The 15108-nt window shown below is 71.8% G+C and carries 15 protein-coding genes; 3 read left to right on the plus strand and 12 right to left on the minus strand.

All coding sequences use genetic code 11. The annotated features are described in order from the left end of the window. Positions 1-3: 3 nt before the first annotated feature. On the minus strand, positions 4-669 hold the full coding sequence (locus tag BMY07_RS25590) for a L,D-transpeptidase family protein (RefSeq protein ID WP_092784494.1): 666 nt from the start codon (positions 667-669) through the stop codon (positions 4-6). A gap of 192 nt (positions 670-861) precedes the next feature. Between BMY07_RS25590 and BMY07_RS25595 the strand changes: the two genes are divergently transcribed. Together BMY07_RS25595 and BMY07_RS25600 are read left to right on the plus strand one after the other, a co-directional pair. Beyond that, a complete protein-coding gene (locus BMY07_RS25595) occupies positions 862-1629 on the plus strand; it encodes an MBL fold metallo-hydrolase (protein WP_245782657.1) in 768 nt (255 codons plus the stop codon). Position 1630: 1 nt separating this feature from the next. Further along, on the plus strand, positions 1631-2113 hold the full coding sequence (locus BMY07_RS25600; protein ID WP_177215766.1) for an SET domain-containing protein: 483 nt from the start codon (positions 1631-1633) through the stop codon (positions 2111-2113). 195 nt (positions 2114-2308) lie between these two features. On the opposite strand, the gene BMY07_RS25605 is transcribed toward BMY07_RS25600, so the two are convergent. After that, the gene (locus BMY07_RS25605) at positions 2309-3166 is read right to left on the minus strand and encodes a DUF5753 domain-containing protein (RefSeq protein ID WP_177215767.1); all 858 of its coding nucleotides are present in this window, start codon (positions 3164-3166) and stop codon (positions 2309-2311) included. Positions 3167-3445: 279 nt separating this feature from the next. Between BMY07_RS25605 and BMY07_RS36255 the strand changes: the two genes are divergently transcribed. Next, positions 3446-3631, plus strand: a complete 186-nt coding sequence (locus tag BMY07_RS36255) for a DUF397 domain-containing protein (protein ID WP_177215768.1) — start codon at positions 3446-3448, stop codon at positions 3629-3631. 7 nt (positions 3632-3638) lie between these two features. Here the strand turns inward: BMY07_RS36255 and BMY07_RS25615 are convergent, their stop codons facing one another. From BMY07_RS25615 to BMY07_RS25655, 10 genes are all read right to left on the minus strand, one after another. Continuing rightward, positions 3639-4664, minus strand: a complete 1026-nt coding sequence (locus BMY07_RS25615) for a helix-turn-helix domain-containing protein (protein ID WP_092783912.1) — start codon at positions 4662-4664, stop codon at positions 3639-3641. Between the two features lie 202 nt (positions 4665-4866). Further along, on the minus strand, positions 4867-5001 hold the full coding sequence (locus BMY07_RS35955) for a hypothetical protein (protein WP_281245091.1): 135 nt from the start codon (positions 4999-5001) through the stop codon (positions 4867-4869). Positions 5002-5030: 29 nt separating this feature from the next. Beyond that, positions 5031-6032, minus strand: a complete 1002-nt coding sequence (locus BMY07_RS25620) for an alpha/beta hydrolase (protein ID WP_092783915.1) — start codon at positions 6030-6032, stop codon at positions 5031-5033. Then, positions 6033-8201: a N,N-dimethylformamidase beta subunit family domain-containing protein gene (locus BMY07_RS25625; protein WP_092783918.1), complete on the minus strand. Its 2169-nt coding sequence runs from the start codon at positions 8199-8201 to the stop codon at positions 6033-6035. It lies immediately after the preceding gene. Between the two features lie 39 nt (positions 8202-8240). Continuing rightward, positions 8241-9218, minus strand: coding sequence for a methyltransferase (locus BMY07_RS25630; RefSeq protein WP_092783921.1), 978 nt, complete (start codon positions 9216-9218; stop codon positions 8241-8243). Then, positions 9215-10345 carry a zinc-binding dehydrogenase gene (locus BMY07_RS25635; RefSeq protein WP_092783924.1) on the minus strand — a complete coding sequence of 377 codons (1131 nt, stop codon included), beginning with the start codon at positions 10343-10345 and terminating at the stop codon, positions 9215-9217. Before BMY07_RS25635 ends, BMY07_RS25630 begins: the two co-directional genes overlap by 4 nt. A 91-nt stretch (positions 10346-10436) precedes the next feature. Next, a complete protein-coding gene (locus BMY07_RS25640; RefSeq protein ID WP_092783927.1) occupies positions 10437-11303 on the minus strand; it encodes a branched-chain amino acid ABC transporter permease in 867 nt (288 codons plus the stop codon). Between the two features lie 28 nt (positions 11304-11331). Next, the gene (locus tag BMY07_RS25645; RefSeq protein ID WP_092783930.1) at positions 11332-12498 is read right to left on the minus strand and encodes an ABC transporter substrate-binding protein; all 1167 of its coding nucleotides are present in this window, start codon (positions 12496-12498) and stop codon (positions 11332-11334) included. Between the two features lie 91 nt (positions 12499-12589). Further along, positions 12590-14359 (minus strand): branched-chain amino acid ABC transporter ATP-binding protein/permease, encoded by a 1770-nt coding sequence (locus BMY07_RS25650; protein WP_092783933.1) that lies wholly within the window; start codon positions 14357-14359, stop codon positions 12590-12592. 45 nt (positions 14360-14404) lie between these two features. Continuing rightward, positions 14405-15106, minus strand: coding sequence for an ABC transporter ATP-binding protein (locus BMY07_RS25655; RefSeq protein WP_092783938.1), 702 nt, complete (start codon positions 15104-15106; stop codon positions 14405-14407). Positions 15107-15108 lie beyond the last annotated feature (2 nt).

The raw sequence follows: 15108 nt of genomic DNA on the forward strand, positions 1-15108 counted from the left end.
CGCTCAGGCGACGCCGATGTCGATGACCGGGTGGGCGGCCGGGTCGAGCCAGGTGAGGATGGTGTCCAGGGTGGGGGCGGCGACGCTGACGCAGCCCGCGGTGGGCTTGTTGGTGCTGACGTGCAGGAAGAACGCCGAGCCCGCGCCGGGGACGGCCGGGGCGCGGTTGTAGTCCAGGACGACGGCGCGGTCGTAGGCGTAGCCGACCTTGCCCAGGTTCTCGCCCGCGCCCTCGTTGAACGGGCAGGTGCCGGGGGCGCAGCGGCGCGGGGTGTTGTAGTAGGCGGAGTTCACGTCCGACACCCACCAGTCCCACGTGTCGACCTGCTTGTACGGCAGCCGGGTGCCGTTGGTGGGCTTGTGGCCGAAGGACTCGGTGAGGGTCCACACGCCCGCGGGGGTCTTGGTGGTGCTCTCGCTGGCCTGGCCGACGCCCGCCTTGCCGACGAAGGCGGTGACCGGGCCGATCTGGGCGGCCCAGCCGGTGGCGGTGCGGCGCCAGGCGGTCAGGGTGGCGGTGGTGGCCGTCGGCGAGGCCGCGACCACGGTGATCACCTGGTCGGCGGTGCCGGTGTAGGGCAGCGGCAGGCCCTGGACCTGCGCGGCGGCCAGCCCCGGTGTCAGCAGCAACAGAAGTCCGGCGAGCAGCACACCCAGTCGTCCGCGCATGAGCATCTCCCCTTGGTCGACCCGCTCGGCACCGATCCACTATGGACCGGGCGGGGTCACCCCCGCGCGCCGAGCCGCCGCCACCCCCAGTCGGTGACGATCACCGCGCCCAGGTTAGCGACATCCGATCATCCCGGCACTGCGCCGTTCGGGGGCTGTCGGCGGCGCGGGGCCGGTGTGATCATGGCGCACGTGCCCCGTGTGACCCATGTCGGTGGTCCGACGACGCTGGTGGAGGTCGACGGCTGGCGGTTGCTCACCGACCCCACGTTCGACCCGCCCGGTGCGCGCTACCGGTTCGGCTGGGGGATCTCGTCGGTGAAGCTGGCAGGCCCCGCGGTCGCCGCGGCGGACTTGCCGCCTATAGACGCGGTACTGCTCACCCACGACCACCACGGCGACAACCTTGACGCGGCCGGGCGCGCGCTACTGGCCGAGGTACCTACCGTGCTGACGACTGTGGCCGGTGCTCGCAGGCTCGGTAGCGCTACCGGGCTGGCACCGTGGTCGGAGGTCGTCTTAGAGGCAGACGGCAAACCACCTCTTCGGGTCACCGCCACCCCTTGCCGCCATGGACCGCCGCTGAGCCGTCCGGTCGTAGGCGAGGTCACCGGCTTCGCGCTGCACGCGACCACCGGCGTCACCTGGATCACCGGCGACACGGTGCTGTACCCGGCACTCCGCGAGGTCGCCACCCGCCTGACCATCGACACCACCGTCCTGCACTTGGGCGCCGTCCAATTCCCCCTGACCGGCCCGCTGCGCTACACCATGACCGGCGCCGACGCCGTCGAACTGCTCTCCCTCGTCCGCCCCCGCGCCGTGGTCCCGGTGCACTACGAGGGCTGGGCCCACTTCCACGAGGGCCGCGCGGCCGTCGAGAAGGCCCTGGCCTCGGCACCCGCGGACGTGCGCGACCTGTTCCACTGGCTGACCCCTGGCGAACCCACGGAGGTCTGACGTGGACGACCGCAGCTGGCTGCACCCGGACGTCGAGGTCGCCCCGTCACCGGTGGCCGGGCTCGGCCTGTTCGCGACCGCGCCGATCCCGGCGGGCACCGTGGTCGAACGCCTGGGCGGCGAGGTCATCGACGACGCCCGACTGGCCGCGCTGACCCCGCCGTACAGCAGCCTGACCGTCGCCGAGGGCACGCACCTGCTGATCGACCCCGACCACCCGGTCCGCTACGGCAACCACTCCTGCGACCCCAACCTGTGGCACACCGACGCGACCACCATCACCACCCGCCGCGACATCCCCCTCGGCGCGGAACTGCTCATCGACTACGCCACCCACACCGGCCAGGAAACCTGGCGGATGCACTGCACCTGCCCCTCCCCCCTGTGCCGCCGCGAAATCACCGGCACCGACTGGCGCTCCCCAACCCTGCGCACCCGCTACAGCGGCCACTGGAGCCCGGTACTGCTCGCCCGCTTCCGCTGAGAACCACCGATCCGGCCCCGATCGGCACGACGCCGACGCGAATGGGATCACCGGGTGATCCCATTCCTGCGCGATCTCCTTCAGCCTTGCCGGCTATTTCGCCGAGGTGAACGCGTCGGACTCCACATGGGAGGCCGTCACGGGTCCATCCAATGTGGACATTCGCGCGACGCGATGGCTGCCACCCGCTTCGGGTCAGGGCTCCAGAAGCCGTAACTGGTCCGCGATGAGTTCGCCCGACTCGCGCTCCCCTAGTGCTACCGCCTCCAATGCGTCCCACTTGGCGTCGTAGGCGGTGAGGACCTCGGCGTCGTCGTCGGTGAAGAAGTCGCGGTCGGCTTGTTCCTGGTAGAGCACTGTCTCGGTCCGGCCCTGGGGGTCGGCGACGTCGATGAGGATGAACGAGCCTTCCAGGCCGTAGTGCCAACCTGCGCTGAACGGGACTACACGCACGCTCATGTGGGGCTCGGTCGCGGCCTGCACTAGCCGCTGTAGTTGTTCGCGCATGACCTCGGGGCCGCCGACGAGCCTGCGGATGGCGCTCTCGTCGATCACCATCGCGGCCTCGGGGCGGTCGGTGCCCCACAGCCGCCGTTGGCGCTCTACGCGTGCCTCGATCGCTTGGCCCAGCCTCGGTTCGGCGAAGTACGGCGTGAGCTGTTCCCTGGCGTAAGCGCGCGTTTGCAGCGGACCGGGGATGTGCAGCGGGTTGACCTGCCTGATGGAGGTCGCGATCGACTCGTAGCCGAACAACCTGGTCACCTGTGTGGAGAGCACGTCGCGGAAGGCCGCGTACCAGGACTTCTCACGGCCCGCGCGGGCCTCGGCGAGGTACGACTCCTGTTCGGCGCCGGTGCCGTAGTGCGCCAGCAGCGACCGTAGGTCTGTCGTCGACACCCCGTGCGTGCCCGCCTCTATCCGCTGGAGCTTCGACAGCGACCACTCCAGTGCGGCGACGACCTCCTGCTGGGTGCGGCCGAGCCGCTCGCGCTCGCGCCTGAGCCGCCTGCCGAGGAGTTTGCGGCTGACCCACGGATCCGGTTCTCGACCCACTGTGCCCCCTGAGGTATTCACCCGATGCGGTGAGAGCAACACCCGTGACGCCATCACTGTGAAGCCTTCACAGTCCCGATCCTGGGAAGGTACCACCGTGTCCGGGGTGTGCGCCGAACACGACCGTGGCTTTGTCACTCGACCGTTGCGCTCTTCTCCACCCATGGTGACATTTGCGCGCCGCCGATTCCGGCCCACCCGGGCAGCGGATTCCGGAACCCCGCGGATCCGGGACAATCGACCCGCCTCCGCCCGGGAGGCCATTGCGAGGTGATTTCGGTGCAGGTCCCGACTTCCGTCCAGTGGCGGATTGGCAGCCGCTGCGAATCGGGCGGGTGTGTCGCGGTGAGTCCGATCGGCGTGCGGGACACGAAGAACCCGGGGCAGCGGCTGGACCTTTCCGCACCATCGCTGTCGCGGCTGGTCGCGTTCGCGCGGACGGCACCGGGAATCCCCGCGCGGTAGGCGGGGATCAGGGCCAGCGGGGTTCGGAGCCTCGGGTGAGCCGGTTGAGGTCGCCCACACCGTCGGGGTTGGGTCGGATGATGCCCGCGCGGGCGGCCACCCCGGCGGCCTCGCCCCGGGACTGGCAGTCGAGCTTGCCGAGCAGCCGCTCGACGTAGGTCTCCACGGTGCGGCGGCTGACGACCAGCCCCTCGGCGATGGCCTGGTTGCTCAGACCGGCGACGATGCCGGTCGCCACGTCGATCTCGCGGGCGGTGAGGCCCATGGCGTTGGCGTAGGGGGCGGTGGCGAGGATGACGCCGGTGCGGGAGCCCTCGGTGACGCGCAGCAGGCGGACCCGGTACCAGCCCTCGGGCCCGGGCCAGAGGAACGCGACGGTGCCGACCCCGAGTTCCCCGAACGCGGCGCCGATGGCCTGGACCTTGGGGTCGTCGGCGAGCGGGGACGGCTGCCGGTCGGCCAGCGGCAGCGGCGTGCCACCGGGGACCAGTCGGCTGGCGGTCCACTCGGGGCCGAACCAGGCCTCGAACCGCGGCGAGCGCAACGGGTCGACGCGCCGGGCGAAGGCGGTCTCCAGCTCGTTGACGAACGAGCGGGTCCGCTCCCCGAAGGACGCCTGGACCGAGGCGTTGATGTGCAGGATGCCCACCACCCGCTGCTGCCCGAGGCGCAGCGCGGCCGACAGCCCGTCCTCCAGTCCCGCGGGCCGCAGGTTCTCCTGGTAGTGCGGCGAGTCCCGGAAGTTGTGCGGCGCGTCGTCCATCAGCAGCGGGACGGCGGAGTCGAAGAGCTGGCCGCCCCAGCGGGTGCGCGGCAACTCGTGCGCGAGGTCCTGGGAGATGGTCCGCGAGTACCCGCGCTCGGCGAGGATGACGAACCCGCGGGCCACCGGATCCCACCCGGTCACCTGCGCCGCGCACACGTCCGGCACGGCCCCGGTGATCGCGTCGAACACCTCGTCCCACTCCACCTCGGCCCCACTGCCCAACGCCGCCCCGATCCGCACCGCCGACGCCACCATCGTGGGGTCCATCTCGCCGCCCTCCGCCGCAACGCCAGTTACAGAAATTTACGGTCTTTGGGCCGAACGGGGCAATACCACAACACCGAGTGACGCGCTTATCGACACAAAGTCGACCCTGTGTTGCCGCTGCGTGCCTGCTTCACCACTTTCGGTGAGTTGGCGGGGCTGTGGTTGGGGCCTGGGGTGGGGGGCAAGGGGCAGCGGGCTGGGGTTAGCGGGTTCGGTAGTGGGCGTAGATCAGGCCGCTGGCGAAAGGGGGGCGTCCGCGCCCCTGCCGGAGGCCGCCCGCCGTGGCCTCGGCGTAGCCGTCCAGTGAGGTGATCATCGAGTAGATGAGCCGTGCCACGCGCGTCCTCCCGGGTCAGGCCCGAGATCCTAGGAGCCGGTGCCGGGCCTGGGCAGGAGCGGGACGTCGAACGAACCGGGGAGGGTGCCGAGGTCCAGGTCCCGGGTGAACGCCGAGCGCAGGGAGTTGATGGCGCGTTGGTGGGCCAGGGGGGCGATGGTGAGGCGGTCGGCGAGCAGGGCGAAGAAGCCGTGGATCTGGCCGTGGTAGCGGACCAGCTCGGTGGGCACGCCCGCGTCCATCAACCGGTGCGCGTACTCCTCGCCCTCGTCGCGCAACGGGTCGTACTCGGCGGTCATGACAAGAGCCGCGGGTAGGCCTGACAGGTCGGCCGCGAGTGGGGTGAGGTACGGGTCGCTTAAGTCGGCTGCGGCGCGGGGGTACTGGGTGAAGAACCACTCCATGGCCTCGCGGGTCAGGAAGTGGTCGGTGGCGTAGTCGACGTAAGAGGGGCGGTCGCTCGGTGGGGCGATCACGGGGCAAGCCAGGACCTGCAACAGGGGCAGCCTGCCGCCGCGGTCGCGGGTCATCAGGCAGGCGACGGTAGCCAGGTTGGCGCCGGTGCTCTCCCCCGCCACGGCGAGCCGCAGGGTGTCGATGCCCAGCTCGTCGCCCTTCTCCGTGACCCAGGTGAGGGCCGCGTGGGCGTCGTCGGCCGCGGCGGGGAACCGGTCCTCGGGCGCGAGCCGGTACTCGACCGACACCACGACCGTCTCCGCCTCCCGGCACAACCGGCGGCAGGTGGCCTCGTTCTCGACGAACGAGCCGAGCACCCACCCCCCGCCGTGGAACCACACGAGCCCGGGGAACGGCCCCTCACCGGTGGGCTCGTACACCCGCACGCGCAGGTCGCCGCCTGGTCCGGGGATGGTGCGTTCGTAGACGCGGCCGACCGGTTCCAGGTCGTCGGGGACCTGCCAGCTCTCGGCGAACGCGGCCCGCATGTCGGCCGGGGACACCCCCACCGGGATGAGCCCGCCCGCGGCGTCGGTGGCCTCGATGACGGCCTTGGCCTCGGGGTGCACTGGCATCTAGTGCTCCTTTCCGTACCGGTCGGCGCCGAAGGAACGCAGGACGGCGGCGGTGAGCCGGGAGACGTCGTTGGCGTCACCGCGGTGCGACAGCGCGGCGCACCAGCCGATGGAGCCGACGGAGAACACCACGCCACCCCCGGGCGTGTCCAGGAGCGTCAGGTCGGAGCGGCGGCGGTCCACCGGGTCCGAGAGCGGGTGCGGGGTGGTGGGACCGGTGTCGGCGGACATGTACGCCTCGCCGAGCAGGGCGCGGCCGATGAGCCGGGTGTCGGGCGGGCTGCCGAGCAGTTCGTCGTAGGCGTCGGTCTCGAACGACGCGGCGCCGTCGAGCAGGGCGCCGAACCGGCCGAGCGGGGCGTCGCGGTCGATGCCGCGCAGCAGGGCGTCGACGGCCGGGTCGCCGGGCTTGGCGACGATCTCGTAGGCCCCGCCGGTGGTCAGGCCCGCCGCGGAGGTGCCGATGCCGAAGAGCCGGTGCGGGGAGCGGCCGCGCTCGGCCCACAGCCCGCCCGGTTCGCCGGTCGCGGCCAGGTGCAGCTCGCCGGGCTCGCTCTCCCACATCCGCACGCCGGAGTAGCCGCGGCGCAGTTCGGCGACGTGCCGCTTCTCCGGGTGCACGGCGGTGACCCAGTACGCGCCGTTGCCGCCGAGGTAGGCGAGCCTGCCGCCGCCGTGCAGGTGGGTGGTGGCGGCGTCGAGCATGGCGCCGGTCCAGTACTCGGGGTGGCTGCCGGTGACGACGGTGCCGTACCCGGCGAGCGCGTCGGTGCCCTCGGCGTCGAGGTCGTGGTCGGTGAGGACGTCGAAGTGGAAGCCCTGCCTGCCGAGCCAGCCGACCAGGTGCAGGTCCTCGCTGTACTGGTGCGGGCCGCTCGCGTGCCGGAACACGTGGTCGTCGCGCATGCCGAGCAGGGGGCGCAGCAGGGACGCGGTGGCGGCGCCGCTGCCGTCGCTGTGCCGGTCGTAGAGGCTGTGCAGCCGGTTGCGGCGGGCGAACGGGGCGGCGATCTCGGCGGGGTCCTCCGGCAGGAACGCCATGTGGACGTGTTCGAGCGCGTAGGCCAGGTAGCTCAGCGTGGGCACGAGCAGCGCCATCGGCGCGCGGGTGGCGTCGGCGCGGGGTCTGACGAAGAACGGGATCCGGTCGACGCCCGCGCTGGTGGCGAGTTCGACGGCGTAGCAGCCGCTGGGCAGGTCGTCGGGCAGGTCGATGGCCAGCACCTCGTCCCAGCCCGCGTCCTCGAGGTCCGAGCCGTGGAAGTGGACGGCGCCGTAGCCGGTGTCGGCGAAGCGCCAGTCGAGGACCTCGCCGGTCCAGTCGTGCGCGGTGACCCCGCGCAGGGGTCCGTTGTGGAGGGTGCCGTGGCGGCCGTCGACCAGGTCGAGCAGCCGGTCGCCGCCGATGTCCTGGGCGAGGTCCCACTGGGCGGCGGCGCCGCGGTGCCAGGCGCCGGTGGTGTCGGCGGCGAGTTCGGCGACCTGCGCGGCGTCGAGGGCCCGGTCGAACACGCAGGGGGCGCTGATCTTGCCGTCGTAGTTGTCCTCGACGACGCCGTCGACCAGCCGGGCGGCGAAGACCAGTGGGGTGTCCGCTGTGGACAGCGCGCCGCGCGCGGGGGAGACGACGACGGTCGAGAGCTTCTCCCGGCCCAGCGGGGTGGAGGGTCGCACCTCGAGGCGGGCTCCGCGCTCGGAGTAGGAGCCGGTGAGCAGGTACCAACGGCGCACCGACAGCGCGGCGGAGGCGGTCACCGTGACCGGGCCGTCGTCGGTGTGCGCGGTGAACTCGGGGCGGCCGGTCGCGTCGATGCCCAGTTCGGCGACCGATCCCTGGGTCAGCACCCCGACCCTGGACTCGCCGAGCACCGTCGGCCACACCCACACCGCGAGGGTGATCGCGCCGTCGACGGCGGGCGGGTTGGGCACCAGGCCGTAGGAGCCCTGGTCGAGGTGCTGGTGCGGCACGGTGACCCGGTCCGGGAGCCCGGCGGCGACCGGGACCCGGACCGGGGCCGTGCCGTCGTGGTCGACCAGCAGCAGCCGCACGCGCGCCTCCGGCTCGGTGGAGCTGGCGCGCACACCGATCCGCTCACCTGGCCGGGCGGAGATCCGGTCGGTGTAGCCGGTGATCGGTGCGTCGGTGTGGTCGACCGGACGACGAGTCACGCCGGTGATCCCTTCACTAGGCGGCGGGGAGTCCTTGCCTCACACGGCTTGCGCGATGACGACGCGGGGTGAGCCGGGGACCGGGCGGGTCTCGACCCAACGCCAGCCGGTGGCGTCGAGCCAGGTCCTGACCTCGTCCTCGGGGTAGACGACGGTGCCGTCGATGACGAGGTACTCCCCCGCCAGCACCGGGTCGAGGCGGCGGCCGTCGGTCGGGTCGAGCAGGAAGTCCAGCACCAGCAGCGTGGCGCCCGCGTCGACGACCTCGCGCGCGCGGGTGAGGATGGTCCTGTTCTCCTCCGGGGTGAACCGGTGCAGGACGTGTTCGAGCAGCACCGAGTCGTAGTGCCCGGGGACGGCGGTGGTCAGCGGGTCGGCCTCGTGGAACTCGGCGAAGTCGGTGAACCCGGCGGGTGCGCCGCCCCTGGCCATCCGCAGCATCATGTCGGTGCTGACGAAAGCACCGCGCAGCAACGGGTTGCGCTTGTGCGCCTCGTCGAGGAACGCCGTCGACAGGCCCGCGAGGTCGAGCAGGTTTCGGTGCGGGGTGAAGTCGTAGACCGCGGCCAGCTGCTGGGCGTGCAGGGAGTTGTAGGTCTGCACGCCGCTCATGAAGGCACCCATGCGCTCACCGCCCATGTCGAACGGCTGGGGTTCGGCGGTGCGCATGGAGTCGGTGTAGCCGAGCCAGTGCGGGTAGCTCAGGCCGTCCCAGAAGGACAGCCAGGGCCGCAGGTCGAGGCCGTCGCCGCCGGAGAGGTACGCGGCGGTGGCGTCGGTGTTGCGGTAGGAGCCATCCACGTAGGACACCAGGCCGAGGCCGACCATGGCGTCGAGCAGGATGCGGGCCGAGCGCTCCGGCACGGCCGCGGCGAAGGCCACCTCGGCCGCGGTGCCCGCGCCACCCGCGAGCGCGGCGAAGATCCCCAGCTCGCTGGCGGCGAAGAGCTGCTTGGCGGCCATGAACCCGGAGGCGACGGCGGCCAGCGGGGACGGGTCGGCGGGGTGCGCGGTCATCCGGTGATCTCCTCGAGGTCGAGCGCGGGATCGATGACGGCCTTGACCGCCACCTGGGACGCCATGTCCCGGATCGCCCGGTCCGCGCCGCCGAGGCCGACCGGGGTGCCGAACATGGCGTCCCAGTCGAAGCGGTGCCGGAACGCGGTCAGGAAGCGCAGCGAGCGGTCCAGGTCGGACACGTCGCCGTTGAGCGAGCCGATGACCTGGATCTCGCGGCCCATCACCACGTCCATCGGCACCGGCATGGCCTGCGGTCCGGCCAGGCCGACCACCACGTGCTTGCCGCGCTGTCCGCACATGAGCACGCCCTCGCGGTTGGCCGACGGCGAGCCCGCGAAGTCGAACACCAGTTCCGCGCCGCGGGCCTCGGTGAGCTCCTCGACCACGGCGACCCGCTCGTCGGGGTCGGAGGTCTCCTCGATGGAGATGGTCACGTCGGCCCCGTAGGCCTTGGCGATGGCCAGCCGGTTGGCCGGGCCGCCGATGGTGATCACCCGGCCCGCGCCCGCCGCCCTGGCCACCGCGGTGCCGACCAGGCCGAGCGGTCCGGCGCCCTGGATGACCACTGTGGACTCCGGGCGGACGCCGCCCGCGTTGGTGAAGGCGCGCAGCACGGTCTTCACCGCGCACCCCGCCGCCGCGGCCCAGGTGTCGGGGATGTCGTCGGGGACCACCAGCCGGTGCGCGCCCGGCGGCAGGTAGGTGTACTGCGAGAGGCCGCCGATGACGAACGGCCACTTGTCCGCGCGCTGGCGGAACCCGTAGCCGCGGTCGGCGCACAGGACCGGTTCGCGCAGCACGGTGCAGCCGTAGCAGTTGCCGCACACCGATTCCGACCACACGACCCTGGTGCCGATCCCGATCGGCCTGCCCAGCGCGTCGCGCTCGGCGGACTGCCCGAGCGCGACGACCTCGCCGACCATCTCGTGCCCGAGGACCAGCGGCAGCCCCACGAAGGGCAGCACGCCCTGCCACAGGTGCGCGTCGGTGCCGCACAGGGTCGTGCGGGTCACCCTGACCAGCGCGGCGCCGGGCGGGAGGTCGGCGGGTAACGCGACCTGCTCGATCTCCAGCGGCGCGTTGAACTCACGCAGCACCGCGGCCGTGGTCACTCGTGGCCTCATGCGGACTCCTCTGGATGACGGCCAGCGCGGGTGCCCTGCAAGGTCAGGGACGATGCCGGGTGGGGACGTGGGGGCGGGTGGCGGGAGGGAGTTATGCAGGCTCGTCCCAGCGGTCTCCTCTGCGCGTCCAGACCAGGACCACGAGGATGACCACGAAGGGCAGCACGCCGCGGAACTGCTGGATGGCCTGCCAGGTGCTGGCCAGGCCCTGCAGGACGCCGAGGGCGAGGCCGCCGAGCAGGGTGGCCGGGAAGCTGCGGAACGCGCCGATGAGCACGGCGGCCAGCGCCGGGGTGATCAGCGCGGCCTGCGAGCCGAAGTCGCTGGCCAGCTGCGGGGCGATGATCATGATGGCCAGCGCGCTGGCCGCGCCCGCGATGCCCCAGACGATCATCGAGAGCCGGGGCACCCGGATGCCGATGAGCTCGGCGGTGGTGGGCCGTTCGGCCTGGGCGCGCAGCAGCAGGCCGATCCTGGTCCGCTTGAGCAGCACGGCGGGCGCGGCGGCGAAGAGCACCGCCAGGACCATCGTGACGATCGCGGTCCAGGTGACCACGACGCCGCCGAGGGTGAACGCGGGGGCGTCGAACGGGCTGGGGAAGCGGTGCGGGTGCTGCGCCCCGAACAGGCGCAGCCCCACCGCGACGAGCCCGGTGTAGATCGCGATCGTCACCGCGGCCTTGACGCCCTCGCCTGCCTCGGAGAACCAGCGCACCATGATCGCCCCCAGGCCGCAGTGCAGCAGCGCGCCGACGGCCATGCCCGCGGGCACCGCCAGCACCAGCGGCAGGCCGCCCTCGTAGAGCACCACCATGGCGAAGGCGCCGAACGCGCCGACGGCGGCCTGGGCGAAGTTCACCACCGACACCAGGCGGTAGGTCAGCAGCGTGGACAGGCCCATCAGGGCGTAGGCCCCGCCGGTGACCAGTCCGGCGATGGCCGCGGACAGTTGGAGCACGGACTGCCTCCGAGTCGTTGTGGAGCGATCAGGACGAGGTCGGGACCGTGATGAAGTCGCCGAGCGGGACCCACTTGCCGTCCTTGAGCTCGACCATCTTCGAGGCCTGGTTGGGGGCGTGCCGGTCACCGGGGCCGAAGGTGAACGGGGTGCCGACCATCGGGTTGGTGATGGGCTGCATGGTGCGCAGCGCCTGGTTGACCGAGTCGCGGGTGATGTCGCCCTTGATGGACTTGAGCACGTCGACCAGGAACACCGCGGCCAGGTAGCCGCCCTGGGAGAAGGCGGTCGCCGGGGCGCCCGCGCGGGTGACGGCGTCCTTCCAGCCCTTGTTGGCGTCGCTGTCGGCGGTGAACGGCTCGAACTCACTGCCCGCGTAGACCTTCAGGCCCAGGTCGGCGACGGCCTTGGCGACGCTCTCGGTGTAGGCGGGGGCCATCAGCAGGAAGTCGACGTCGGACATGCCCTGGGTCTGGGCGGCCTTGAGGAACGGCACGACCATCTGCTCGCCGGGGTTGAACAGCACCGCGTCGCAGCCCGCCTGCTTGGCCTTGAGCAGGTACGGGGTGAGGTCGCCGCTCTGCTGCACGGTGGTGTCGTTGACGACCAGCTTCTTGCCGCTGATCTTCTCCCACTGAGCGAGCGCGCCGTTGACCGCTTCCTCGGAGCCGGGCAGCACGACGGTGAAGTTGCAGATCTTGTCGTTCTTCAGCGTCTGCGAGGCGAAGAGCAGCTCGGCGGTGATGAGGGTGAACGGGCCGACGTTGACCGGGGCGATGTTGGGGCTCTGGAAGCACTTGGGGCTGGCGCCGACGGCCATCACCGAGCTGATCTTCTGCTGCCGGTAGTAGGCGTCGTTGACGTCGCAGTCGGTGAAGCTGCCGGAGGCGGCCATGGCGACCACGTCGTCGTCGGCGAGCTCGCGGGCGACCTGGGCGGTGCGCTGCGGGTTGCCCGCGTCGTCCTTGACCAGGAAGTCGATCTTCTTGCCGTTGATGCCGCCGTGCTCGTTGACGTCGTCGAAGACGCGCTTGGCCGTCTTGACGACCTCCTCGGTGATGAAGCTACCGGTGAGGCCCGCGATGGCGCCGATCTTGATCGTGCCGTCGTCGCTGGCGCCGCAGCCCGCCACCAGGGAGGAGGCGATGACCGCGGCGCCGACTATGCCGCCGACCTTGACTAACGCTGTGCGCATGGTTGTTGACTCCTGGGACACAGAGGGACTTGCCTGGGTACTGGGTGGTGCTTCGTTCAGTGCTCTGCGGTGCTCGATGTCTGTGAGTCGACTAGCGGGTCGAGTCGCCCAGGTAGGCGGCGATGACGGTGGGGTCGTTGAGGACCTGCTGGGGCGGTCCGGAGGCGATGACGCGGCCGAAGTCGAGCACGACGACCTGGTCGCAGGTGGCCCTGACCAGCTCGATGTCGTGCTCCACCAGCAGCAGCGAGGTGTCGAACCGCTCGGGGATCTCGGCGAGGCGCTCGACCAGCAGCCGGGTCTCGTCGCTGGAGTGGCCAGCGGCGGGTTCGTCGAGCAGCAGGACCGGGGGGCGGCCGACGGCCAGGCCCGCGACCTCCAGCAGCCGCCGGGTGGCGACGTCGACGGCCTCCATCGGGGTGTCGGCCGGGGGGCAGGCGAAGAGCGCGAGCTGCTCGTCGATCTCCTTGCCCGTCAGCGTCTTCCCGGCGGCGACCTGCAGGAACATGCCGACCGAGATGGAGGTGGGCACGCGCAGCTGCTGGAAGGAGCGCCGCACGCCCGCCCTGGCCCGGTGGTGGGCGGAGAGCGCGTCGATGGGCTTGCCGCCGAGCAGGACCTGGCCGGTGTAGCGGTTGGTGAAGCCGGTGACGGTGTTGATGAGCGTCGACTTGCCCGCGCCGTTCGGGCCGACCAGGCCGACGATCTGGCCGCGGGGCAGCACGAGGCTGACGTCGTCGACGGCGACGAGGTTGCCGAACTTGACCCGCAGGTCGCGGACCTCCAGCGCGGGGACGCCCTTGCTGGTGACGCGGACCGGGCGCTTGCGCGGGAACACCGACACCGGTGGGGGTTGCAGCGGGGCGATCGGGTTCTTGGCGAGCCTGCGGCGGCGGCGTTGGCCGCGCAGCAGGTCGGTCTGGCTCTGGCCCATCCGCAGCACCTGGATGGCGCCAAGGCCGAACAGCAGCGACGCGAGGTCCTGCGGGATGCCGATCTCGTCCATCAGCACCGGCACGAAGGCGCCCATGATGCCGCCCGCGATGGCGCCCTCGACGTTGTTGGTGCCGACGAACAGCGCGATGGCGAACAGGGCGACCGAGGCGAAGGAGGAGAAGTTGCTCGCGGTGACCACGCCGAGCTGACCGGCCATCAGGCCGCCGCCGATGCCCGCGACGAAGGCGCTGAGCGCGAACGCGGCCAGCTTGCCCTGGGTGACGCTGATGCCGTGGGCGGCGGCGGCGCGCTCGGAGTGCCGGATCTCGACCAGGGCACCGCCGAGGCGGCTGCGGTCGAGGAAGTACAGGCCGACGAAGATGAGGGCGGCGACAGCGGCGGCGAAGATGAAGTAGGCCTGGTCGGTGTCGAACAGCTCGGGGCGTTGGACGAGGTCGGAGCTGCTCTGGCCGGGGAAGTTGAGGCCACCGAAGACCACGTCGAGTGCGATGGCGAAGGCGAAGGTGCCGACGGCGAGGTTCACCCCGCGCAGCCGCAGCGCGGGCAGGCCGATGAGCAGGCCCGCGACGACCGCGGCGAGGCCGCCGAGCAGCAGCCACACGTAGAGGCCGCCGGGGACGTCGTTGACGTTGGCCCAGCCCACGGTCCAGGCGCCGATGGCGGCGAAGGAGAGCTGGCACAGCGAGATGACGCCTGCCCGGCCGGTGATCAGGCCGTAGCTCTGCATGAACACGACCGACACGGCGGCGCTGGTGAGGTTGAACAGCGTCGAGCTGTCCGACACCGCCGAGAGCACGACGACCACGACCGCGGCGACGGCGAGCGCCAGCGGGAGCGGCTTGCCCAGCGGCCCCGCCGCGGCCAGCAGCCCGCCCCGCGGCCGGGTCTTACGCACAGTGTCCACTTCGTGTGACTCCAGTCGCCGGTCTTGTCTGGGGGGTGGTGGGTGTCAGACCCGGGTGTCGCCGAGGTAAAGGGCTCGCAGCAGCGACTCGTCGGCGAGCAGGTCCCTGCCGTCGCCTGCGTAGACCACCTCGCCCCTGGCCATGACGTAGGCGCGGTCGGCGATGCCGAGGGCGAGGGTGGCGAACTGCTCGACCAGCAGCACCCCGACCCCGCTGTCGGCGAGCAGGCGCACCGCGCGGACCAGGCGTTCCACCACGATCGGCGCCAGCCCGAGCGACATCTCGTCGACCAGCAGCACCTTGGGCCTGCCCAGCAGCGCGCGGCCGACCACCAGCATCTGCTGCTCGCCGCCGGAGAGCAGCCCGGCCGGGGCGGAGATCTGCTTGCGCAGCTCGGGGAACAGGTCGAACACCTCGTCGACCGAGGCGCCCGGCCCGCAGGCGGCCCTCAGGTTGTCCTCAGTGGACAGGTCGCGGAACACGGTGCGGTTCTGCTCGACGTGAGCGAGCCCGGCGCGCGCCCTGCGCCAGGCCCGCAGCTTCTCGATCCGTGCGCCGCCGAGGGTGATCTCCCCCCTGGCGACCGGGATGGCCCCGGAGACACCCTCCAGCAGGGTCGTCTTGCCCGCCCCGTTCGCCCCGAGCAGCACGGTGACCGCGCCACTGGCGACCGCGACCGTCGCGCCGCGCACGATCGGCAGGCCCGATCGCTCGACCCAGACGTCCGCAATGGACAGAACACTCACGG

The sequence above is a fragment of the Actinokineospora terrae genome, assembly GCF_900111175.1.
Classification (GTDB): domain Bacteria; phylum Actinomycetota; class Actinomycetes; order Mycobacteriales; family Pseudonocardiaceae; genus Actinokineospora; species Actinokineospora terrae.

Bases quoted from the DNA above. Each gene is read 5' to 3' on its own strand.
- BMY07_RS25590 (WP_092784494.1), bottom strand. From the start codon at position 669: ATGCGCGGACGACTGGGTGTGCTGCTCGCCGGACTTCTGTTGCTGCTG.
- BMY07_RS25615 (WP_092783912.1), bottom strand. From the start codon at position 4,664: ATGGACCCCACGATGGTGGCGTCGGCGGTGCGGATCGGGGCGGCGTTG.
- BMY07_RS25620 (WP_092783915.1), bottom strand. From the start codon at position 6,032: ATGCCAGTGCACCCCGAGGCCAAGGCCGTCATCGAGGCCACCGACGCC.
- BMY07_RS25630 (WP_092783921.1), bottom strand. From the start codon at position 9,218: ATGACCGCGCACCCCGCCGACCCGTCCCCGCTGGCCGCCGTCGCCTCC.
- BMY07_RS25635 (WP_092783924.1), bottom strand. From the start codon at position 10,345: ATGAGGCCACGAGTGACCACGGCCGCGGTGCTGCGTGAGTTCAACGCG.
- BMY07_RS25645 (WP_092783930.1), bottom strand. From the start codon at position 12,498: ATGCGCACAGCGTTAGTCAAGGTCGGCGGCATAGTCGGCGCCGCGGTC.